The 22,387-nt window shown below is 61.6% G+C and carries 21 protein-coding genes; 9 read left to right on the top strand and 12 right to left on the bottom strand.

What is annotated here, in order from left to right; all coding sequences use genetic code 11:
* Positions 1-38 precede the first annotated feature (38 nt).
* Complete coding sequence (locus KSS97_RS28135) at positions 39-1,217, top strand: AlgP family protein (RefSeq protein WP_217860607.1); 1,179 nt, start codon at positions 39-41, stop codon at positions 1,215-1,217.
* Here KSS97_RS28135 and KSS97_RS28130 read toward each other — a convergent pair.
* Positions 1,214-1,678 carry a TIGR02444 family protein gene (locus KSS97_RS28130; RefSeq protein ID WP_030138160.1) on the bottom strand — a complete coding sequence of 155 codons (465 nt, stop codon included), beginning with the start codon at positions 1,676-1,678 and terminating at the stop codon, positions 1,214-1,216. The genes KSS97_RS28135 and KSS97_RS28130 overlap by 4 nt on opposite strands.
* A gap of 50 nt (positions 1,679-1,728) precedes the next feature.
* On the opposite strand from KSS97_RS28130, the gene KSS97_RS28125 reads away from it, so the two are divergent.
* The 3 genes from KSS97_RS28125 to rhtB all read left to right on the top strand — a co-directional run bounded on the left by KSS97_RS28125 (position 1,729) and on the right by rhtB (position 4,944).
* The gene (locus tag KSS97_RS28125) at positions 1,729-3,639 is read left to right on the top strand and encodes an ATP-binding cassette domain-containing protein (RefSeq protein ID WP_030138159.1); all 1,911 of its coding nucleotides are present in this window, start codon (positions 1,729-1,731) and stop codon (positions 3,637-3,639) included.
* On the top strand, positions 3,639-4,220 hold the full coding sequence (locus KSS97_RS28120) for a mechanosensitive ion channel family protein (RefSeq protein WP_030138158.1): 582 nt from the start codon (positions 3,639-3,641) through the stop codon (positions 4,218-4,220). Before KSS97_RS28125 ends, KSS97_RS28120 begins: the two co-directional genes overlap by 1 nt.
* 91 nt (positions 4,221-4,311) lie before the next feature.
* Entirely contained in the window at positions 4,312-4,944 is a 633-nt protein-coding gene (rhtB, locus tag KSS97_RS28115; protein ID WP_030138157.1) for a homoserine/homoserine lactone efflux protein, read from the top strand.
* Between the two features lie 142 nt (positions 4,945-5,086).
* Here the strand turns inward: rhtB and KSS97_RS28110 are convergent, their stop codons facing one another.
* The 4 genes from KSS97_RS28110 to KSS97_RS28095 all read right to left on the bottom strand — a co-directional run bounded on the left by KSS97_RS28110 (position 5,087) and on the right by KSS97_RS28095 (position 8,361).
* Entirely contained in the window at positions 5,087-5,830 is a 744-nt protein-coding gene (locus KSS97_RS28110) for a penicillin-binding protein activator LpoB (RefSeq protein ID WP_198797525.1), read from the bottom strand.
* A gap of 3 nt (positions 5,831-5,833) precedes the next feature.
* On the bottom strand, positions 5,834-6,421 hold the full coding sequence (lpoB, locus tag KSS97_RS28105; RefSeq protein ID WP_030138155.1) for a penicillin-binding protein activator LpoB: 588 nt from the start codon (positions 6,419-6,421) through the stop codon (positions 5,834-5,836).
* Between the two features lie 155 nt (positions 6,422-6,576).
* The gene (locus KSS97_RS28100; protein WP_030138154.1) at positions 6,577-6,948 is read right to left on the bottom strand and encodes a YcfL family putative periplasmic lipoprotein; all 372 of its coding nucleotides are present in this window, start codon (positions 6,946-6,948) and stop codon (positions 6,577-6,579) included.
* Between the two features lie 18 nt (positions 6,949-6,966).
* Positions 6,967-8,361 (bottom strand): COG3014 family protein, encoded by a 1,395-nt coding sequence (locus tag KSS97_RS28095; protein ID WP_217860606.1) that lies wholly within the window; start codon positions 8,359-8,361, stop codon positions 6,967-6,969.
* Positions 8,362-8,673: 312 nt separating this feature from the next.
* On the opposite strand from KSS97_RS28095, the gene KSS97_RS28090 reads away from it, so the two are divergent.
* Together KSS97_RS28090 and KSS97_RS28085 are read left to right on the top strand one after the other, a co-directional pair.
* A complete protein-coding gene (locus KSS97_RS28090) occupies positions 8,674-10,572 on the top strand; it encodes an FTR1 family protein (protein ID WP_217860605.1) in 1,899 nt (632 codons plus the stop codon).
* A gap of 114 nt (positions 10,573-10,686) precedes the next feature.
* Complete coding sequence (locus KSS97_RS28085; RefSeq protein WP_030138151.1) at positions 10,687-11,142, top strand: YaiI/YqxD family protein; 456 nt, start codon at positions 10,687-10,689, stop codon at positions 11,140-11,142.
* A gap of 130 nt (positions 11,143-11,272) precedes the next feature.
* Here KSS97_RS28085 and elbB read toward each other — a convergent pair whose 3' ends face one another.
* Complete coding sequence (gene elbB, locus KSS97_RS28080; RefSeq protein ID WP_198797521.1) at positions 11,273-11,941, bottom strand: isoprenoid biosynthesis glyoxalase ElbB; 669 nt, start codon at positions 11,939-11,941, stop codon at positions 11,273-11,275.
* A 121-nt stretch (positions 11,942-12,062) separates the two neighbouring features.
* Here elbB and KSS97_RS28075 point away from each other — a divergent pair, with 121 nt between their 5' ends.
* On the top strand, positions 12,063-13,298 hold the full coding sequence (locus tag KSS97_RS28075; protein ID WP_030138149.1) for a sterol desaturase family protein: 1,236 nt from the start codon (positions 12,063-12,065) through the stop codon (positions 13,296-13,298).
* Here KSS97_RS28075 and KSS97_RS28070 read toward each other — a convergent pair.
* Positions 13,279-13,902, bottom strand: coding sequence for a DedA family protein (locus KSS97_RS28070; protein ID WP_030138148.1), 624 nt, complete (start codon positions 13,900-13,902; stop codon positions 13,279-13,281). The two genes, KSS97_RS28075 and KSS97_RS28070, sit on opposite strands and share 20 nt — an antisense overlap.
* Positions 13,903-14,106: 204 nt before the next feature.
* On the opposite strand from KSS97_RS28070, the gene hemB reads away from it, so the two are divergent.
* Both hemB and ppk1 read left to right on the top strand, forming a co-directional pair.
* Positions 14,107-15,120, top strand: coding sequence for a porphobilinogen synthase (hemB, locus tag KSS97_RS28065; RefSeq protein WP_217860604.1), 1,014 nt, complete (start codon positions 14,107-14,109; stop codon positions 15,118-15,120).
* A gap of 17 nt (positions 15,121-15,137) precedes the next feature.
* Positions 15,138-17,354, top strand: coding sequence for a polyphosphate kinase 1 (ppk1, locus tag KSS97_RS28060; RefSeq protein ID WP_030138146.1), 2,217 nt, complete (start codon positions 15,138-15,140; stop codon positions 17,352-17,354).
* Between the two features lie 206 nt (positions 17,355-17,560).
* On the opposite strand, the gene ppx is transcribed toward ppk1, so the two are convergent.
* The 5 genes from ppx to KSS97_RS28035 all read right to left on the bottom strand — a co-directional run bounded on the left by ppx (position 17,561) and on the right by KSS97_RS28035 (position 22,165).
* Positions 17,561-19,063: an exopolyphosphatase gene (gene ppx / locus KSS97_RS28055; RefSeq protein ID WP_217860603.1), complete on the bottom strand. Its 1,503-nt coding sequence runs from the start codon at positions 19,061-19,063 to the stop codon at positions 17,561-17,563.
* A gap of 258 nt (positions 19,064-19,321) precedes the next feature.
* Entirely contained in the window at positions 19,322-20,056 is a 735-nt protein-coding gene (locus KSS97_RS28050; protein WP_030138144.1) for an amino acid ABC transporter ATP-binding protein, read from the bottom strand.
* A complete protein-coding gene (locus tag KSS97_RS28045; RefSeq protein ID WP_198797519.1) occupies positions 20,043-20,693 on the bottom strand; it encodes an amino acid ABC transporter permease in 651 nt (216 codons plus the stop codon). Before KSS97_RS28045 ends, KSS97_RS28050 begins: the two co-directional genes overlap by 14 nt.
* A complete protein-coding gene (locus KSS97_RS28040; protein WP_030138142.1) occupies positions 20,690-21,358 on the bottom strand; it encodes an amino acid ABC transporter permease in 669 nt (222 codons plus the stop codon). Before KSS97_RS28040 ends, KSS97_RS28045 begins: the two co-directional genes overlap by 4 nt.
* A 21-nt stretch (positions 21,359-21,379) precedes the next feature.
* Complete coding sequence (locus KSS97_RS28035) at positions 21,380-22,165, bottom strand: transporter substrate-binding domain-containing protein (RefSeq protein WP_198797518.1); 786 nt, start codon at positions 22,163-22,165, stop codon at positions 21,380-21,382.
* Between the last annotated feature and the right edge of the window lie 222 nt (positions 22,166-22,387).

Raw genomic sequence — 22,387 nt, 5'->3', positions numbered from 1 at the left:
TAGTATGAGCCGCACTCACGTCAGTCAGGAGGTAAACCATGTCGGCCACCAAGAAGCCTGTAAACACTCCGTTGCACTTGCTCCAACAACTGTCGGGCAGCTTGCTCGAGCATCTGGAAAATGCCTGCTCCCAAGCTCTGGCTGATGCTGAAAAACTGCTCGCCAAGCTGGAAAAACAACGCGGCAAGGCGCAGGAAAAACTGCACAAGTCGCGCACCAAACTGCAAGACGCGGCAACCGCTGGCAAGGCCAAGGCACAAGCCAAGGCAAAAGACGCCGTGAAAGAACTTGAAGACCTGCTCGACTCCCTGAAGGATCGTCAGTCCGAAACCCGCGCCTACATCCTGCAGCTCAAGCGTGACGCACAGGAAAGCCTGAAACTGGCCCAGGGTGTCGGTCGCGTCCAGGAAGCCGTAGGCAAGGCACTGAGCCTTCGTGCTGCGAAGCCTGCCGCTGTATCGGCCAAGAAACCCGTGGCTAAACCTGCCGCTGCAAAAACGCCAGCCAAGGCGCCCGTCAAGCCAGCCGCCAAGGCTGGGGCAAAAGCTGCCAGCAAGCCAGCTGCCAAACCTGCTGTTAAAAAACCGGTTGCTGCCAGTGCAGTAAAACCAGCGGCGAGCAAGCCGGCCGTCAAGACGGCGGCCAAGCCTGCTGCGAAAGCCACGGCTGCGAAACCTGCTGTCGCCAAACCCGCTGCAAAAGTCGCCGCCAAGCCAGCCGCCAAAACCGCTGCTGCCAAGCCCGTCGCGACGAAGACCGCCGCTGCCAAACCTGCCACTAAAGCCGTTGCCAAACCAGTTGCTGCGAAGCCTGCAGCAGCCAAGTCAACTGCGGCAAAAACCGCTGCGGCCAAACCAGCGACCAAGCCTGCAGCGAAATCGGCCGCCAAGCCAGCTGCAGCCAAAGCGCCTGCCAAGGTTGCGGCGAAACCTGCTGCGAAACCAGCAGCAGCCAAACCAGCAGCAGTGAAACCTGCGGCGGCCAAACCAGTAACGGCCAAGCCGGCCGCTGCCAAACCCACCACAAAACCAGCAGCGACCAAGCCTGCCGTGAAAAAGCCTGCCGCTGCAAAACCAGCGACTGCTCCGGTTGCCAAGCCTGCCGCGCCAGCGCCTGCGCCTACGGCGACTCCCGCGCCAACGGCCAGCACGCCGGCACCGGCTGTGAATCCGAGCGTTACCGCGGCATCGGGCAGCACTCCACCCCGCGCTTCCTAAGTGTCGGACACCGCGACGCGCAGCTGATGCAGCGCGTCGTGGTGAAGGCGGCCGGCGTTTCCCGCCACGCTTTGCAACCATTGACCCGCGCCCGCTTGTCGTTCCTTCGGCCAGTCCTTGGTCACTGTCTCCAATTGCTCGAGTAGTTGCCGCTCGGCTTCCAGCTCCAGTCGCTTGATCTGCTCGCGCAGGCCATTGAGCCTTGCATCCTCCAGGGCGGCCTCTTTCCATTGAATGCGCAGCGCACGCAATGGCTGTACAACCTGTTCATCCCACGGTTCCGCCAGGTTCCGAAGTTGCTCCAGCCGCTGTTCATCGAACGTCACGCCACGCTGTTCCAGCCATAGCCCGCAGAGCAGCAGGCAGACATTTGCGCCGGCTGCCTGTAGCGCCAGGCATGCGGGCTCCACGCCAGGCTTGGCGTAGAGGTCGAGGGAAAAGCTCCACAGATCAGAGGACATCGTGCTACTCGCGCCAGTTGCGAGCGAAGCTGGTAGACTCCGCCGCCATTATGATTCGACTTCAGAACCTGACTTTACAGCGTGGCCCGCAACGTCTGCTAGAAGACGCCGAGCTGACCCTGCACGCCGGCCACAAAGCCGGCCTCATCGGTGCCAACGGCGCCGGCAAATCGAGCCTGTTCGCCTTGCTGCGTGGCGAGCTGCACCCGGACTCCGGCGATTGCTTCCTGCCGGCCGATTGGCGCATCGCCCACATGCGCCAGGAGGTCGATACCCTCGAACGCCTGGCGGTGGATTACGTGCTTGACGGTGACGTGCGCCTGCGTCAAGTCCAGCGTGACCTGGCCGCAGCCGAAGCCGCGCATGATGGGGGCGCCCAAGCCCGCCTGCACGCCGAGCTCGACAGTGCCGACGGTTACACCGCCGACGCCCGCGCTCGTAAATTGCTGGCCGGCCTGGGCTTCACCAACGAACAGATGGACCGTCAGGTCGGGGATTTCTCCGGCGGCTGGCGGATGCGCCTGAACCTGGCGCAAGCCCTGATGTGCCCGTCGGACTTGCTGTTGCTCGACGAACCGACCAACCACTTGGATCTCGACGCCATTATCTGGCTCGAAGACTGGCTCAAGGGCTATCCCGGCACGCTGCTGCTGATCTCCCACGACCGAGATTTCCTCGACGCCGTGGTCGATCACGTCGCCCATGTCGACCAGCGCAAGCTCACCTTGTATCGCGGCGGCTACAGTGCCTTCGAGCGGGCTCGGGCCGAGCGCCTGGCGCAGCAACAACAAGCCTACGAGAAGCAGCAGGCGCAGCGCGCGCACATGGAAAGCTACATCGCTCGCTTCAAGGCCCAGGCCACCAAAGCCCGCCAGGCGCAGAGCCGGATCAAGGCGCTGGAGCGGATGGAAGAGCTGTCGGCGGCCCATGTCGATTCGCCATTCGATTTTGTCTTCCGCGAGTCGTCGAAGATTTCCAGCCCACTGATCGACCTGTCCGATGCGCGACTGGGCTATGGCGACAAAACCGTGCTGGAGAAGGTCAAGTTGCAACTGACGCCCGGCGCGCGGATCGGTCTGCTGGGGCCTAACGGTGCCGGTAAATCGACCTTGATCAAGAATCTGTCAGGCGAGCTTGAGCCCTTGGCCGGGCGCCTGACACGCGGTGAAAACACCGTGGTCGGCTATTTCGCCCAGCATCAGTTGGATTCCCTCGACGCCAAGGCCAGCCCATTGCTACACCTGCAGCGCCTGGCCCCGACCGAGCGCGAGCAGACGCTGAAGGATTTCCTCGGCGGTTTTGATTTCCGCGGGGCGCGTATCGACGAACCGGTGCTGAACTTCTCCGGTGGTGAAAAGGCTCGCCTGGCGCTGGCGTTGATCGCCTGGGGCCGGCCGAACCTGCTGCTGCTCGACGAACCGACCAACCACCTGGACCTGGAAATGCGCCTGGCGCTGACCATGGCGTTGCAGGAGTTCAGCGGTGCGGTACTGGTGGTGTCCCACGACCGGCATTTGCTCAAGAGCACCACTGACAACTTCTTCCTGGTCGCGGACGGTAAAGTCGAAGAGTTCGACGGTGACCTTGAAGACTATGCGCGCTGGCTGGTGGACTATCGCCAGCGCAACGCACCGGTCAGCACCACGCCGGTCAATCCGGACAAGACCGACAAGAAAGCCCAGCGTCAGGCCGCCGCGGCGTTGCGTCAGCAACTGGCGCCACACAAGCGCGAGGCCGACAAGCTCGAGGCCGAGTTGGGCAAGCTCCATGAAAAACTTCAGAAAATCGAAACCAGCCTGGGTGACAGTGGTCTCTACGAGGCAGCGCGCAAAGATGAGCTGCGTGACTTGCTGGCTGAGCAGGCCAGGCTGAAGGTTCGGGAAGCGGAGCTTGAGGAGGCGTGGATGCAGGCCCTGGAGTTGCTGGAAAACTTGCAAGCGGAGCTGGAGGCGCTGTCCTGATGGAAGCGTTGTCCTTGCCCATACCTGTCATGTGGATCGAGCCGATCTGGCTCGGTGTGCAAGTCCTGCTGATCTTGCTGGTAGGTTACGTGGCCCAGCGTTTCGTGGCGCGTGCGCTCACGGGCCTGGGTGAGCGCTACCCGCTGCCGCCCCAGTTGGTCATCATCCTGCGCGGTGTGCTGCGCTGGTTGATCATGGGCAGCGCCGTGCTGGTGGCACTGGAGCGCCTGGGCGTTTCGGCCACGGTTCTGTGGACGGCCCTGTCGGGGTTCGTTGCCGTGGCGGCGGTGGCCTTCTTCGCCATCTGGAGCGTGTTGTCGAACCTGCTGTGCGCCATTCTGATCTACACCGTCGGGCCGTTCCGCCTCGGTGACGTGGTCGAGCTGGTGGAAGCCACCGACAAGCCAGGCATCAAGGGCCGGGTGGTGGCGATCAATCTGCTCTACACAACGTTGATCGAACCCGAGGAGCTCGGGACCGGAAGCTCAATGGTGCAAGTGCCCAATACGTTGTTCTTCCAGCGCTCGGTCCGCCGTTGGCGCGGCAGCGAAGCGTTTCCGGTTGGCGGGTTCGTCGAATAGCCTTATTTGCTGGTGCACGAAAAAATCGGTGGTTATCCCAACGGCGGCGCATTAGCTTATTCGTTTCGACGGATCCGAGCTGAGGTGTGCAATGTTGCTAGAAACGTGGCTGGCGTTCTTCGCCGCTTGTTGGGTTATCAGTCTTTCGCCGGGCGCCGGGGCCATTGCCTCGATGTCCAGTGGCCTGCAGTACGGCTTCTGGCGTGGCTACTGGAATGCCTTGGGCCTGCAATTGGGCCTGGCGTTGCAAATCGCGATCGTCGCGGCAGGCGTCGGCGCGATCCTCACCGCTTCGGCCACCGCGTTTTACGCCATCAAATGGTTCGGCGTGGCCTATCTGGTCTACCTGGGTATCAAGCAATGGCGGGCGATCCCCGGTGATCTCAGCGACGATGCAGCCGTTCGGCCCATCGGCAAGCCCCTGGCACTGGTGTTCCGCGGTTTCCTGGTGAACATCAGCAACCCCAAGGCCCTGGTGTTCATGCTCGCCGTGTTGCCGCAATTCATCGATCCCCACGCCCCCTTGGTCAAGCAGTACCTGATCCTGGGCGTGACAATGGTTTGCGTCGACCTGATTGTCATGGCCGGCTACACCGGGCTGGCGTCCAGGGTGCTGCGTCTGTTGCGTACCCCTAAGCAGCAACGGCGGATGAACCGGACCTTTGCCGGGCTGTTCATTGGCGCGGCGGGTTTGCTGGCGACGATTCGCAAGGCTGCGGTGTAGTCAAAGCCTGTATCAGAACGCTTCTGTGGCGAGGGGATTCATCCCCGTTCGAGTGCGCAGCGCTCGCAGAATGTCTGGGGCTGCTTCGCACCCCAACGGGGATGAATCCCCTCGCCACAAAAAGCACCCCCAACGATGTTGATCAGCGCAGGATCACCGGTGCCGTATCCCGCGGCAGGCTGTTGCGCTGCACAGGTTCGCCGGCCTGTTCACGGATCGGGCCGCCGAGCTGTTCGCTCAACTGCTGCGCCACGTCTTCCCCCAGCGCCTTGGAAACTTCGCGCACGACCCGTGGACGATTGAGGCTGATGTGCACGTCCCGGTGGTTCATCAGCTTGGTGTCCTGGCCTTCGCCCATGGCGGTAAAGGCCGAGGTGATTTCAAAGGTCTTGGTATTGATCAGGCTGAAATCCGCCACCAACGTCAGGGCAAGCACCGCCGAGTAGCTGTCGGCAGTGCCCAGCTCGTTGATGTCGCGGGTGAAATCGATGTCCGACACGGTGCCGAACAGCACGTAGTCGGCGCCCTTGAAGTTCCCCGCCTTGATCCGCTTGATCACGTCGTAGACGTCGCCCTTCGACGATGCGGTATATGGCGTGCCCTGCACCAACTGGAACATCCCGCTGCGCAGGATCTCGCCCTTGATATCACCGGTGAACTTGCGCAGCTCGCCCTGTTCGATGTAGCTGCTGGTGGCCTCCATTTCGTCGTAGCTCGACGAGGCGCTGGCGGCGTATCCGTTCGCCTGGAAATTGTTCTGGGCCGAAACCGTGTGGATGTACTCCTCCACACGCTCCTGATAGGCGAGGTCAGTCACCGCGACTCTTGGGGCCGCTTGCGCAGTGAATGCGCAAGCCAGGGCCATCATGCCGATCCATGTGCGCATGGCTTATCGCTCCGTGGTCTTGCGGATTTCTTTTTCGTCCATCCATTCGGCCAGGCCGCTTTCGACGTCGATCAGTTGCAGGCTGAATTTGTAGAAGACGTCCTTGTAGTCTTCGCTGCGCTTGACGATGGAGCTGATGGAGCCCTCGATGCGGTATTTGGCCGCGATCATGTTGCCGGTCTTGGCCACGGTGCTCTTTTTGTACAAGCCGCTCTGGTTCTGCAACTTGAGCTGGTCGACCTGGCTGTCCATGGCGTTGTTGTCACTGGCAAAACGCGCCGCGCCGGTCTTCATCAGCTGGGTCTTGATGCTGGTGGTGATTTCCCGGGTATCGATGTATTCGCTGGTCTTGTTCTTCACGTCATAGACCTGAACCACCGGGCGACCCTGCAGGACGCCGGATTGGGCGAGGGAGCGGGTCATCGACTCGGCGATCATCTGCAGGTCGGTGGAGCCGAATTCATTGGTGACGGTTTCCACGGCCTTGGTGTCGCCATAACTGATGTTCTTGTTGCCCAGTACCGGCGAGTTGTTGGCGCAGCCGCTGACGAGCAGGGCGGCGAGGGCGAGGGAGGAGATGCGTAGGAACATAGGGGGTTCTCTATTGCAGTATGAAAGGTAATGTGGCGAGGGGATTTATCCCCGTTCGAGTGCGCAGCGCTCGCAGATTTCCGGGCTGCTACGCACCCCAGCGGGGCGGTGCGACGCTTCGCTAAATCCCCTCGCCACAGGTGTTCTCGTTGCTCTCAAGGGGTATTGATTTCCAAGCGGAAATCCACGGCCTTGGGCGTTGGGGCGATGGCCGGCAGGAAGCGGGTCTGTTCGCCGTACAGCGTCAGGCTTTTCCAGCTTTCCTCTTCTGCGATCGGAAAACCTTCCGGCCCCAGCCAGGCAAAGCGGTAGTACATGTTCTTGTTGTTGAAGCTGGTATTGCTCAACTGCACGTTGACGGTCAGGTAGCCGTTTTCCCGGGCGACGCGCATGGCGCCGACCACGATGTTCTTGGTCTTGCCCATCGCCACGACCTTGCTGGCGGCGCTGCCCGGCTCCGGTGGCGGTGGGGTGGCGCAGCCGGCCAGCAAGGCCAGGGCGCCGACGGCGATCAGTTTTAAACGCATGTGAACAAGACTCCGTTCTTAGGGTTGCTTGAGGGCGATGGCGGTGGGATTGGCGCTCGGGATGACCTGGGCCGCCAGGCCGCCGGCGAAAACCTGGTTGCCCACCGCTCGCAGGGTGATGACCTGGTAACGCTGATCGACCTTGACCTTCACCACCGAGCCGCCTACTGCGCTTGGCAAGGTGACCTGGTGCTCACCTTTCTTCAGGCGCAGCCGCACCACTTGGGTGTAGTCCGGCAAGGTGCGCCAGGTCCGGGTGTCGGCCCCTTCGAGCACGGCCGAGGTAATGCCCACGGCCAGGCCGGCCAAGGGATTGGTTTCGTTGATCTGTTTCTGCGCCACGCCACGGGTCACCGCCCGCACGGTTGTGCGCAGGATGATCCCCGGCATGTCATCACGCAGGGCGCGGCGGGACATCGCGGTGGTGCTGTTGAGCTGGGTCAGGTCCAGTTGACGGCCGTCGACGCCGATCTGGGCGAAGGTCGCGGTGGAGGTGTCCGGCTTGATCAGCGGGAACGACAGCGGCGTGATCACCACGTTGCCACTGATGGGCAAGGGCAGCGGAATGCGGATCGAATCCCGGGAGGGCGCCAGGCCGCTCTGCACCACGATCAGGATATCGCTGTCGTCGCCCTTGGCGGCAGGCTTGTCCAGATTGAGCAGGGCCTGCTCCAGCAGCGCGGTGTTGGGACGCAGCTCGGCGGCTTTGCGATAACCCGGCGCAGCCAGGTCTTTCTCGCCCAAGGCTTCATAGACGAAGCCCGCCAGGTAGTGGCTGAACGCGCTCTGGTAGCTGTTCTTCAGGCTGACCACTTCCGGCGCGTCCAGGCTGGCGACCGGATAACCCTTGAGGTCCTTGTATTCGGTCTTGACGCCTTGCTTCTCGGCGTCTTCCTCGCGCTTGAGGTATTCCTTGTCGCGCAGGTCGGCAATCACCGCTTCGCGCTCGTGGGTCTTCTTGATTTGCGTCCGCGCGCCGTCGAAATCATTCACGGCCAGCAGGTTCAGGGCCATCTGCGTAGTGAGCATGACCTTTTCGTAGTCATAGCCCTCGTAGCGCCGGACCTTGTCGTTGACCAGGAAGCTGCCGAACTGCGCGAGGTACTTGGCGGTGTCGAGCTTGACCGCGTCTTCCCATTGTCCGACCTGTTGGTCGGCGCTGGTCCAGGCTGTCTGGCTGCCGGACAGATCACCCTTGGCCCGCAACAGTTCACCCTTTTCGAAGAAATAGAGCAGGTCTTTGTCCTGGCTGGCGTTGTTCTTTTCCAACAGGGTCAATGCGGCGTCGACGTTGCCGGAGGCCAGTTGCTGATTGGTCTGGGCCAGCTCACTGTCGTAGTTGCGGAAGGCTGAACAGCCGGACAGCAAGGTGATCGCACCAAGGGCGACCGAAAAAACGGCACGGGATGCCATGAACATTTCTTCCCTGAATAGCAGCCTGGGTGTGCGGGTCGGGCTGAGGCGATCCACGGACAGGCCTTGGGGGCGCCGTCGGTTCCTCGGAGCGAGGAGCGCTTATGCCGTCTGTTAATAAGAAGGCGGCGCATTATAAACAGCGCTTCGGTCCGAGTAGTGGCTTTTTAATTCCTAAATGATGTTTTTGTGATGTCACCTCCAAAGCGTGAATATCCGATGAAAAAGCGTTGCTTGAACGCATAGGCACTTGAGCCAAGCGCATTGGAAGTGAACAATGTGTTACTTCTTATTTCCAATCGAGAGTCATTCATGACTGCCCCGTTTCGTTTCCTGGCCTGGCTAGCGCTGCCGTTGTTGGCGCTGTGCAGCGCCGACTTGCTGGCCGATACCGTCGAAGGCGCTCCCAAGGCGCTGCATCTGCTGGATTACATCGGGGCGGATTACCCGGCGACTGTCGAGGCGGGGAAGGTCATAGACGATTCCGAATACCGCGAGCAATTGGAGTTCACCGGGGTCTTGGAAGGCTTGATCGCCGAATTGCCAGCCAAGCCGGAAAAAGCTGAGTTGGCCCAAGGTATCGATACCTTGCGCAAGGCGATTACCGAGCGCCAGGAGGGCGGCGACGTGGCTCGCATGGCGCGGCAATTGGGCGCAAGGCTCGCGGTAGCGTACGAAGTCAGCCAGGCGCCGATCATTACGCCGGACCCGACACGCGGCGCGCCGCTGTATGCGCAGAATTGCTCGGTCTGTCATGGGGACAGCGGCGCCGGTGACGGTCCGGCCGGCGTCGGCCTGGAGCCGCCGCCGTCGAACCTGCGTGACGGCCAGCGTCTTGATCGGCTCAGTCTTTATGCGATCTACAACACCTTGGGCATGGGCGTTGAAGGCACCGACATGCCAGCGTTCGCCGATCAACTCGATGATCGGCAACGCTGGGACCTGGCCACTTACATTGCCAGTTTCAGCGCTGATCCGGCCGCGGCTAAAGGCGAGCTGACGTACAACCTCGCCGATCTCGCTCGCCAGACCCCGGCTGAAGTCCTGGCTGCCCAAGGTCCTGGCGCGGCGGCGACGTTCCGTGCCCAACGCGCCCAACCGCCACAAGTGCAGCGTGGGCCGGGGCAGTTGCTCGACTACACCGCCACCACATTGGATAAAAGCATCGCGGCGTACCGTGCGGGCGATCATGACCAAGCCTATGACCTCTCGGTAGCGGCCTACCTGGAAGGTTTCGAGCTGGTGGAAAGCTCGCTCGATAACGTCGACCCCAATGTGCGCAAGGACACCGAAAAGGCCCTGATGGCGTTCCGTCAGTCCCTGCAGGACGGCCTACCGGTGGCGCAGGCCGAGCAACGCCTGGACGCGGCCAAGGCGAAATTGAAGGAATCCGCCGGCCTGTTGGGTGGCGATGGCTTGAGCTGGTCGTTGAGCTATATCTCCGGCTTGCTGATTCTGCTGCGCGAAGGTCTGGAAGCGATCCTGGTCCTGGCGGCGATCCTGGCGTTCTTGCGCAACACCGGCCAGCAATCGGCGGTGCGCAGCGTCAACATCGGCTGGGGATTGGCTTTGCTGGCCGGTCTGGCGACGTGGGGAGTGGCCGCGTATGTGATTGATGTCAGCGGCGCGCAGCGGGAATTGCTCGAGGGCGCGACAGCGCTGTTCGCCAGCGTGATGGTGCTGTGGCTGGGTGTATGGATGCACGACCGACGTCACGCAGCGGCCTGGCAGGATTACATCAAGAGCAGCCTGGTGGGCGGTGGTGGCCGTTTCGGTTTTGCGATCCTGGCGTTTTTCTCGGTCTACCGCGAACTGTTCGAAGTGATCCTGTTCTACGAGACCCTATGGCTGCAGGCCGGTCCCGCCGGGCACAACGCGGTGCTGGCCGGCGGCGCGTCGGCCCTGGTGTTGCTGGTGGGGTTGGCCTGGGTGATCTTGCGCGGCTCGGCGAAACTGCCGCTGGCGCTGTTCTTCAGTATCAACGCTGCGTTGCTGTGTGCGCTGTCGGTGGTATTCGCCGGTCATGGCGTGAAGGCATTGCAGGAAGCCGGCATCTTTGGCACACGGCCGGTGGCGTTCTTCGACTTCGATTGGCTGGGCATTCATGCCGATGCTTATTCGCTGGCGGCCCAGGCTGTGGCGATTACCGCGATCGTTGTGTTGTACGGGCGCAGTTGGATGGTGGAGAAACGTCGGGTCCAGGTTTCCTGAACGGCCGCATTCGCTGCGCTCATAATCGCGAGCAAGCTCGCTCCCACAGGATGTAGGCTGTCACTGTGAGAGCGAGCTTGCTCGCGATGCTTTTTAGATAGAGGAAACCACTCGATGCGCGTATGGATCGATGCAGACGCCTGCCCCAAGGCGGCGAAGGAGCTGGTGGTCAAGTTCGCCTTGAAGCGCCAGTTCGAGGTGGTGCTGGTGGCCGGGCAACCGCAGATCAAACCGGGCCTGGCCCTGGTGAAGCTGATCGTGGTGCCGAGCGGTCCTGATGCGGCGGATGATTACCTGGTGGAGCATGCCGTGCCCGGCGAGTTGGTCATTTGCAGCGATGTGCCACTGGCCGATCGCCTGGTGAAGAAAGGCGTCGCTGCCCTGGACCCCAGGGGCAAGGAGTTCGACGCGCAGAACATGGGCGATCGACTGGCGGTGCGCAATTTGTTCACCGACTTGCGTGAGCAGGGTCATATGGGCGGCGGGCCGGCGGCGTACAGCGAGCGGGACAAGCAAGGGTTTGCCAATGCGCTGGATCGGATCCTGACGCGGTTGGCTCGCTTGTCCTGATTCTCGTGGATCCCCTGTGGGAGCGAGCTTGCTCGCGATTGCGTCCGTCCTGCTGCATATGCATCGCTTGACACACCGCTATCGCGAGCAAGCTCGCTCCCACAGGTCCCACAGGAAAGGGGTAGGCAAGTCAGGCATCGTTCTCGTGCGTCAACTCCAACACCCGGTCCACCAGCTTGTTGATGCCCGACGCCGCTTCACTGATGTTCCTGGCCAGCATGTAGGCGGGTGTGCTGACCAGTTTGCGCGCGGTGTCCTCGACGATATCGGTGACCAGGCATTCCTCGTGATTTCCGCCCATCTTGGTCACGGCAGCGGCCGTGTCGGCATCTGTGCCGATGGTGCAGTTCACTCCCGGGCCATAGATCTTCGCCGCCAGGGCGGGGGAGATGCACATCAGTCCTACCGGTTTCCCAGCCTCGGCAAAGGCTTCGGTCAACGCCAGGACTTCCGGCTGGACGGTACAGCCGGCACCCTCGACAGCGAAATTGGACAGGTTTTTTGCCGATCCGAAACCGCCGGGCACGATCAGCGCGTCAAAGTCCTCGGCCTTGGCCTCGCGCAGGTCTTTCACATCGCCTCGGGCGATGCGCGCGGATTCCACCAGCACGTTGCGGCTTTCGGGCATTTCTTCGCCGGTCAGATGGTTGATGACATGCAATTGGGCAATGTTTGGCGCAAAGCATTGGACCTGCGCGCCGCGCTGGTCGAGACGCAACAGCGTGATCACGCTTTCGTGGATCTCTGCGCCGTCATACACGCCACAGCCGGAAAGGATCACTGCAACTTTTTTGCTCATGGGCTTTTCTCCAGATTCATGGCGTTAAATGTCTACTAATTTGTCACTCGTTGCCATAGGGGGATCTGGCGGCTACACCTAATCTGCCGACTTCTCCCGCCTTGCCTGCCCAGGTCGCGTCATGAACTTCATCCTGTATGCCGTGCCGTTTTTCTTCGTGCTGATTGCCGTCGAATTGCTCGCCGATCACTGGCGTGGCGTGAGCCACTATCGCCTGGCGGATGCGATCAACAGCTTGAGTACCGGGGTGCTGTCGACCACGACGGGGCTGCTGACCAAAGGCGTTGGACTGGTGACGTACGCTTTTGCGTTGGAACACTTGGCAATTATCGAGCTGCCTGCCGATAAAGCCTGGACCTGGGTGTTCGCCTTCGTGTTCTACGACTTCTGTTATTACTGGCTGCACCGCATGGGGCACGAGCGCAATATTCTCTGGGCGGCTCATTCGGTGCATCACCAGAGCGAGGACTACAACCTCTCCACCGCGCTGCGACAGACCAGCACCGGTTTCCTGCTGAGCTGGATTTTCTATCTGCCGCTGGCGGTCCTGGGCGTGCCGCTGGTGATGTTCATCAGCGTCGCGGCGCTGAATCTGCTGTACCAGTTCTGGGTCCACACCCAGCACATTCCCAAGCTCGGCTGGCTGGAGTGGTTCTTCGTCACGCCGTCGAATCATCGTGCCCACCATGCACAGAACCCTCTCTACATGGATCGCAACTACGGCGGGGTGTTCATTATTTGGGACCGTCTGTTTGGCAGCTTCCAGGAAGAGGATGATCGGGAACCGGTGATCTTTGGCGTGACCACGCCGCTGGCGAGCTGGAATCCGTTGTGGGCCAACCTGCAGTTTTATGCGCAATTGTGGGCTGATGCGCGGCGGGCCGGGCGCTGGCGGGACAAGCTGCGGATCTGGTTCATGCCCACCGGTTGGCGGCCGGCGGATGTCGCGGCCAAGTATCCGCTGAACAAGCCGGACCTGGGCCAGTTCCGCAAGTTCGAGGTGCCGCTGGAAAGCCGCCAGCAGGGATATGTGGCGCTGCAGTTCTGCGTCTACATTGCCTTGGGCAGCTATTTGATGAACCTTGAACACCGCCTGCCGGCCGCCGCCCTGATACTGGGTGGGGGCGCGGTGGCGTTCGGTCTGTTCGTGTTGGGCGTGGCCCTGGAGAATCGCCCTTGGGCGCTGAAGCTGGAACTGCTGCGGCTGGCTTCGAGCCTGCCACTGGTGTGGCTGGCACCGATGACCGGGCTTTGGCCGGGCAGTCCGCTGGCCTGGGTGGGGGTGTCCTGCTATTGCCTGCTCAGCGGTATCGGGCTGTATTGCTGCCGCAGCCGGTTTACTCGTTTGGCGTCGTAGGTGTGCCGGACCGGCTCTGTTCCTGGCGCTCGGCTTCAAGGACCTTCCTGGCCAGTCGCGCATTCTTGATGCGCCGACGCAGCCACAAGCCCAAGCCCAGCAACAGCAGGGCACCGAGCACCCACAATTCGTATTTCTTGATGCTGCCCAGCATGCCTTCGAGCACCGCGCCGAAGTGGTACGCGGCGGCGGCCAGCGCCGTGGCCCAGATCGCCGCGCCGATACCGTTGAGCAGCAAGTAGCGGCCAGGCGGATAGCCCGACAGGCCGATGGCCACCGGCATCACCGTGCGCAGGCCGTAGACGAAGCGAAAGCTCAGCACCCAGATGTCCGGATGCTTGCGGATGTGCTCCAGCGCCCGATCGCCCATCAACTGCCAGCGCGGCTTGCGCGCCAATAGCTTGCGTCCGTGCTTGCGCCCGAGGAAATACCACAGCTGATCGCCCGCGTAGCTGCCGCAAAACGCCACGACCACCACCAGGTTGATGTCCATGTAGCCACGGAACGCCAGGAAACCTGCGAGCACGAGGATGGTTTCGCCTTCGAAGAACGTCCCGATAAAGAGGGCAAAGTAGCCGAAGTCATGCAGAAATTGTTGGAGCATTGTCTGGGTGCTGGCGAAATGAACGCGCAGCCTAACCCTTCAGGCACATTCAGGAAAGTATCGAAATGTGTCTCGACGTTAACATTTCCTACAGAAGACAATGACTGCGACTACAGGTCACGCCTACGCACAACTGTCATACGTTCGTCATAATGGCCGCTTATAACTGTCACGCTCGCCCGTCTGCGGGCTCAGGAGTCTGCCGTGAGCTTTACCCCTGCCAATCGTCTGTTTCCCGCTACCCGTCTGCGTCGCAACCGTCGCGATGAATTCTCTCGTCGGCTGGTGCGTGAAAACGTCCTGACGACCAACGACCTGATCCTGCCAGTGTTCGTGCTGGACGGGGAGAATCGTCGTGAAGCGGTGGCTTCGATGCCCGGCGTGGAACGCTTGACCATCGACCTGCTGCTCGAAGCGGCGGCCGAGTGGGTCGAGCTGGGAATTCCGGCGTTGGCGCTGTTTCCGGTCACGCCAGCTGAACTCAAGTCCCTGGACGCCGCCGAAGCCTGGAACCCGGAGGGCATCGCCCAACGCGCGACCCGTGCCCTGCGCGAGCGTTTCCCCGAGCTGGGCGTGATCACTGACGTTGCTCTGGACCCCTTTACCACCCACGGCCAGGACGGCATTCTCGATGAAGATGGCTACGTGCAGAACGACGTCACCGTCGATGCGCTGGTCAGGCAAGCGCTGTCCCACGCCGAGGCCGGCGCGCAGGTGGTGGCGCCGTCCGACATGATGGACGGCCGCATCCAGGCAATCCGCGAAGCCCTGGAAGTGGCCGGGTATGTGAATGTGCGCATCATGGCCTACTCGGCCAAGTACGCCAGCGCCTACTACGGTCCTTTCCGCGATGCCGTCGGCTCGGCCCTGAACCTGGGCAAGGCCAACAAGGCCTCCTATCAGATGGACCCGACCAACAGCCATGAAGCCCTGCACGAAGTGGCCGCCGACTTGTCAGAAGGGGCAGACATGGTCATGGTCAAGCCGGGGATGCCTTATCTCGACATTCTTTATCGGGTCAAGGATGAGTTCAAAGTGCCGACCTTTGTTTATCAGGTCAGCGGCGAATACGCGATGCACATGGCCGCGATACAGAACGGCTGGTTGAACGAAGGGGTGATTCTCGAATCCCTGACCGCTTTCAAACGCGCGGGCGCTGATGGCATTCTGACTTACTTTGCCGTGCGCGCCGCCCAATTGCTTCGAGAGCAGAAATAGCCTCCCAGGAACTTGCGATGAATACCGAAGGACTCACAGAAGTTGCCGTAAAAGACGCTCAGCCCGTGGTCGAGCAGGTCGCCGAAACGCCGCCAGAGCTGGAGCCGGCTCCACCGGTCGTGCCTGAGGTGCCTCCAGCGCCAGCGATTGCGATCCCCAACCTGGATGACAGCAGCCTGTACATCCACCGCGAGCTGTCGCAACTGCAATTCAACATCCGCGTGCTGGAGCAGGCGCTGGACGAGTCCTATCCGCTGCTGGAGCGGCTGAAATTCCTGCTGATTTTCTCCAGCAACCTGGACGAGTTCTTCGAAATTCGCGTCGCCGGCCTGAAGAAACAGATCACCTTCGCCCGCGAGCAGGCCGGAGCCGACGGCCTGCAACCGCACCAGGCCCTGGCGCGCATCAGCGAGCTGGTCCACGGCCATGTGGATCGCCAATACGCGATTCTCAACGACATCCTGTTGCCTGAGCTGGAAAAGCACCAGGTGCGCTTCATCCGTCGCCGCTATTGGACCACCAAGCTCAAGACCTGGGTGCGCCGCTATTTCCGCGACGAGATCGCGCCGATCATCACCCCGATCGGCCTCGACCCGACGCACCCGTTCCCGCTGCTGGTGAACAAGAGCCTGAACTTCATCGTCGAGCTGGAAGGCATCGACGCCTTTGGCCGCGATTCCGGCCTGGCGATCATTCCAGCGCCACGCCTGTTGCCGCGGATCATCCGTGTGCCCGAAGACGTCGGCGGCCCGGGCGACAACTATGTGTTCCTGTCGTCGATGATCCACGCCCACGCCGATGACCTGTTCCAGGGCATGAAAGTGAAGGGCTGCTACCAGTTCCGCCTGACCCGAAACGCCGACCTGTCGGTGGACACCGAGGACGTCGAAGACCTGGCGCGCGCCCTGCGCGGCGAGTTGTTCTCCCGTCGCTATGGCGATGCGGTACGCCTGGAAGTGGCCGATACGTGCCCGAAACACCTGTCCGACTACCTGCTCAAGCAATTCAACCTGCATGAGACCGAGTTGTACCAGGTCAATGGCCCGGTGAACTTGACACGTCTGTTCAGCATTACCGGCCTGGACAGCCATCCGGAGCTGCAATACACGCCGTTCACCCCGCAGATCCCGAAACTGCTGCAGAACAGCGAGAACATTTTCAGCGTGGTCAGCAAGCAGGACATCTTGCTGCTGCACCCCTTCGAGTCGTTCACGCCTGTGGTCGACTTGCTGCGCCAGGCTGCCAAGGACCCCCATGTGTTGGCGGTGCGCCAGACCCTGTACCGCAGCGGCGCCAACTCGGAAATCGTCGATGCACTGGTGGACGCGGCGCGAAACGGCAAGGAAGTCACGGCGGTGATCGAGCTGCGCGCACGCTTCGATGAGGAATCCAACCTGCAATTGGCCAGCCGCCTGCAAGCGGCCGGCGCAGTGGTGATCTACGGCGTGGTCGGATTCAAGACCCACGCCAAGATGATGCTGATCCTGCGGCGCGAGGCCGGCGAGATCGTGCGCTACGCCCACTTGGGTACCGGCAACTATCACGCCGCCAACGCCCGTCTCTACACCGACTACAGCCTGCTCACTTCCGACGACGCCCTGTGTGAAGACGTCGGCAAGTTGTTCAGCCAGTTGATCGGCATGGGCAAGACGTTGCGCATGAAGAAGCTGTTGCATGCGCCGTTCACCCTGAAAAAGGGCATGCTCGACATGATCACCCGGGAGACGCAATTCGCCCTGGACGGCAAGCCTGCGCACATCATCGCCAAGTTCAACTCACTGACCGATCCGAAGATTATCCGTGCGTTGTACAAGGCCAGCCAGTCGGGCGTGCGTATCGACCTGGTGGTGCGCGGCATGTGCTGCCTGCGACCGGGCATCCCCGGGGTCTCCCACAACATCCACGTCCGCTCGATCATCGGGCGCTTCCTGGAGCACACGCGGGTGTTCTACTTCCTCAACGGTGGCGAGGAGCAGATGTTCCTGTCCAGCGCCGACTGGATGGAGCGCAACCTCGACAAGCGCGTCGAGACCTGCTTCCCGGTGGAAGGCAAGAAGCTGATTTTGCGAGTCAAGAAGGAGCTGGAGAGCTACCTCACCGACAACACCCACAGCTGGAGTTTGCAGTCGGATGGCCGCTATATCCGCAACACCCCGACCGGCAATCAGAACCCGCGCAGCGCCCAGGCGACCTTGCTGGAGCGCTTGAGCAACCCGGTGTTGGCGGTGCGATAAAAGCTCGACGGTTGGGGGGCAGGCTTCGCTTTTGTGGCGAGGCAGCTTGCTGTGGCGAGGGGATTTATCCCCGCTGGGCTGCGCAGCAGCCCTTGGAAGATTGAACCCAATGAAGCTGATGCACCGCGGTGCCAGGCTTTGGGGCTGCTGCGCAGCCCAACGGGGATAAATCCCCTCGCCACAAGAGATCTGTGTTGTCGCTGGACTCAGTGAATGTTCAGCAAAATCCCCACCCGAGTCAGCCATTCGGCTTCCTGGGCGAAGTCGGCCTGGGTCAGTTGGTTCTCTTCCAACCAACCGTCAGGAAACATCACATCCAACTGATCGCCGTCGGCACGCAGGGCCACTTGCGGCATTTCCTGGGTGCCACGGATGTGGTGGAACAGGATCGCAAAGCGCAGTAGCACGCACAGGCGAATCAGCTTGATGCCGTCGTCGCCGAACTCGGCGAATTTATCCTTGGGAATATTGCGTCGATGGCCGCGTACCAGTAGCGCGAGCATTTGCTGGTCTTCGCGGGAGAAGCCCGCCAGGTCCGAGTGCTCGATCAGGTAGGCGCCGTGCTTGTGATAATGATAGTGGGCAATGTCCAGGCCCACTTCATGGACCTTGGCCGCCCAGCCCAGCAGTTCACGCCAGACACCGTCGTTCAGGTCCCAATCGTCGGCCACCTGGTCGAAGGCATGCAGCGCCTTGCGCTCGACCCGTACGGCTTGTTCCTGGTCGACGTGATAACGCTCCATGAGCGAGCCCAGGGTGCGCTCGCGGACGTCTTCGTGATGATGACGACCCAGCAGGTCATACAGCACGCCTTCGCGCAGGGCGCCTTCGCAGTGATCCATGCGTTGCAGTTCGAGGGCGTCGAAAATCGCCTCGAGGATCGCCAGGCCCGCCGGGAAAATCGCCCGGCGATCAGGCTTGATGCCGTCGAAGTCGATCTTGTCCGATTCGCCGAGCTTGAACACCTTGCGCTTGAGCCAGGCCAGGCCTTCGGCGTTGACTTCACCGCTGCCGTGGCCGCCAGCCTTGAGTGCCAGGCCGATGGCGCGGATGGTTCCCGAGGAGCCGATGGCCTCATCCCAGGTCAGGCGATGCAGGGCATGTTCGATGCTCATGATTTCCAGGCGCGCCGCCGTGTACGCCTGGGCGTAGCGGGCCGGGGTGATCTTGCCGTCGCGGAAATAACGCTGGGTGTAGCTGACACAGCCCATTTGCAGGCTTTCGCGCAGCAGCGGTTCGAAGCGCTGGCCGATGATGAACTCGGTACTGCCGCCTCCGATGTCCGCCACCAGGCGCTTGCCGGGGGTGTCGGCCAGGGTGTGGGAAACACCGAGGTAGATCAGGCGCGCTTCTTCACGGCCGGAGATGACTTCCACCGGATGGCCGAGGATGTCTTCGGCGCGGTGAATGAACTCGCCACGGTTGCGCGCCTCGCGCAGGGCGTTGGTGCCGACGATCCGCACCGCCCCCAGGGGCATGCCGTTGATCAGTTGGGCAAAGCGCTTCAGGCAATCGAGCCCGCGTTGCATCGATTCTTCGCTGAGTTTGCGCTCTTCGTCGATGCCGGCGGCCAGTTGGACCTTCTCGCCGAGCCGCTCAAGAATGCGGATTTCCCCGTTCTGGGCCTTGGCGACGACCATGTGGAAGCTGTTGGAGCCCAGGTCAATGGCAGCGATCAGGGACAGATTCTTGGCTTGGGATGGCGGCATGGTCAAAAAGTCTCGGTCGATAACCTTGCCATCCTGCCACGATCGACCGCTTACGCCAACGCGCCTGAACCAAACCCTTGAGCCAGAGCAGGCTGCAACGCGCCTTTGTGGCGAGGGAGCTTGCTCCCGCTGGGCTGCGCAGCAGCCCCAAAAACCAATCAACCCGGTACACCAGGAATACATCGGCAGGCAGATTCTGCGATTGCTGCGCAATCGAGCGGGAGCAAGCTCCCTCGCCACAAGAGCTTTCATCGACCGTCAGGCGGGCTCGACCGTCCCGATAAAATTCGCCAGTTCCGCCGTCTGCGGGTCGGCGAACAACACCTTGGGATCGCCCACCTCGTGCACCTTGCCCTGGTGCATGAACACCAGCTTGTCACCCACCTCCCTGGCGAAGCGCATTTCATGGGTGACCATGATCAGCGTCATGCCTTCCTTGGCCAGTTGACGCACCACGCTGAGCACTTCGTTAACCAGTTCCGGGTCCAGCGCCGAGGTGATTTCATCGCACAGCAACACTTTCGGCGACATCGCCAGGGCGCGGGCAATTGCTACCCGTTGCTGCTGGCCACCGGACAAGCGGTCAGGGAAAGCATCGAATTTCTCGCCGAGCCCGACTCGTTCCAGCATCTGCCGCGCCAGTTCGGCCGCCTTGGCCTTGGGCACTTTTTGCACAACTTGCGGCGCCAGCATCACGTTCTCGCCGACTGTCAGGTGCGGGAACAGGTTGAACTGCTGGAATACCATTCCGACTTTCTGGCGCAGGCTACGCAGGTCGGCGCGGGCGGCATCGAGGTATTCGCCGTCGACTTCGATCACGCCATCGTTGATCGATTCCAGGCCGTTGAGGGTGCGCAGCAGGGTGGATTTGCCCGAGCCGCTGCGGCCGATGATCGCCACCACCTGGCCTTCCTCGACGCTCAGGTCGATACCTTTGAGCACGTGGTGATCGCCATAGTATTTATGCAGGGCGGTGATTCTAAGCAGAGGCATGCAGTCTCCTTTCCAGGTAGCGCGCACTGAGGGACAGGGGGTAGCAGAGCAGGAAGTAGCCGAGGGCGACCAGGCCATACACCATGAAGGGTTCGAAGGTAGCGTTGGCGAGCATGCCGCCGGTCTTGGTCAGTTCGGTAAAGCCGATGATCGACGTCACGGCCGTGCCCTTGACCACTTGCACGGAAAACCCCACCGTCGGCGCCACGGCAATGCGCAGGGCCTGGGGCAGGATCACGTAGCGCAATTGCTCCAATGGGTTAAGGGCCAAGCTCGCGGAGGCTTCCCACTGGCCATGGGCAATCGAATCGACGCAACCGCGCCAGATCTCCGCCAGATAGGCGCTGGTAAACAGCGTCAGGGCAATCGCCGCGGCCATCCAGGGAGAAATCTCCACCCCGGCCAGCGCTACGCCGAAGAACACCAGGAACAGCTGCATCAACAGTGGGGTGCCTTGGAACAGCTCGATATAGGTGCGGGCGATGTTGCGGGGCAGGGCGCTTTTTGAAATGCGCAGGACCATCACCAGCAGGCCGATCACGCCGCCACCGATAAACGCCACCAGCGACAGCGCCAGGGTCCATTGCAAGCCGGTGAGCAGGTTGCGCACCACGTCCCAGAAGGTAAAATCGCTCATTGGCTGCTCCTTGCGATATAGCGACGCCCGATCCAATTCAGGAACTGGCGGATCAACAGCGCCATGCACAGATAGATCAGCGTCGTCAGTGCGTAGGTTTCAAAGGCGCGGAAGTTGCGCGACTGGATGAAGTTGGCCGCAAAGCTCAGCTCTTCGGTGGCGATCTGCGAACAGACCGCCGAGCCGAGCATCACGATGATGATCTGGCTGCTCAGGGCCGGCCAGACCTTGCCCAGCGCTGGCAACAGCACCACGTGGCGGAACGCTTCGAAGCGGCTCATTGCCAACGCCGCTGCTGCTTCCAGTTGCCCTCGCGGGATCGCCTGGATGCCGGCGCGGATGATCTCGGTGGAATACGCACCCAGGTTGATCACCATCGCCAGCACCGCCGCCTGCCACTCGGAAATCTGCAAGCCCAGGGACGGCAGGCCGAAGAAGATGAAAAACAACTGCACCAGGAACGGCGTGTTGCGGATCAACTCCACGTACACGCCAAAGATCGCCGCGAACGGACGGATATTCCAGGCCCGGACCACGGCCCCTACGATGCCAACGCCGACCCCGAGCAACGCGCCAATGGCCGTCAGCTCGAGGGTGAACAGCGCACCGCGCAACAGCAGCTCGGTGTTTTGCACCACCGGCAGGAAATCGAACTGATAAGCCATGCTCAGCCTCTCAAGCGACGGTCAGAGATCGGCCGGCAGCGGCTGCTTGAGCCAGGTCTGCGAATTCTTTTCCAGGCTGCCATCGGTCTTGGCGGTGGCGAGGATCTGGTTGACCTTGTCGAGCAATGCCGGCTCGTTCTTGTTCACGCCGACGTAGACCGGCGAGTCCTTGAGTTTCACTTTCAACGCGGGGACGCGCTTGGGGTTGCGTTCGCTGATGGCGACCATCACCACGTTGCCGCTGGCGATCAGGTCCACCTGGCCGGCCAGGTAAGCGGCAATCGTCGAATTGTTGTCTTCGAAACGCTTGATGGTGACGCCTTCGGGGGCGACCTTGGTTAGCTCGATGTCTTCGATGGCGCCACGGGTGACGCTGATGGTCTTGCCCTTGAGGTCGTCCAGGGTGTTGATGGCGGCATCAGGCGGACCGAACACCGCCAGGTAGAACGGCGCGTAGGCGCTGGAAAAATCGATGACCTTTTCGCGCTCGGGGTTCTTGCCCAGGCTGGAAATCACCAGGTCAACCTTGCCGGTGGTCAGGAAAGGGATGCGGTTGGTGCTGTTGACCGGTGTCAGTTCCAGCTTGACCTTGAGCTGGTCAGCCAGCAGCTTCGCCGTGTCGATGTCCAGGCCGCGCGGCTTCATGTCCGGACCGACCGAACCGAACGGCGGGAAATCCTGTGGCACAGCAACCTTGAGCGTGCCGCGCTTGACCACATCCTCCAGGCCATCGGCGTGGGCGGGCACCTGGCAAAGCATCAGGCTGGCAAACAGGGCAGTGAGCAGGACGCTGCAACGCTGGATCATGGTGAATCTCCGCAGTCGATGGTGTGGTTTCTGCGATCGGACAGAGCACAGGCCATGCCAAGGCGGGTTTTATCGGGTCAAAGCCACGGTTTTGCTGGTGGGATGCGGTCTTACTGGTCTGAACAGTTGGGCCGCGTTTCGCACCTTTATCGGGCGTTGGCATTTGCCACCGAACCCTGCTGGGGCACGACTTGCCGGGCACGGCGAATAGCATTACAACTA

The organism is Pseudomonas alvandae, from assembly GCF_019141525.1.
GTDB lineage: Bacteria > Pseudomonadota > Gammaproteobacteria > Pseudomonadales > Pseudomonadaceae > Aquipseudomonas > Aquipseudomonas alvandae.
This window is presented reverse-complemented; position numbering and strand designations above follow the sequence as displayed.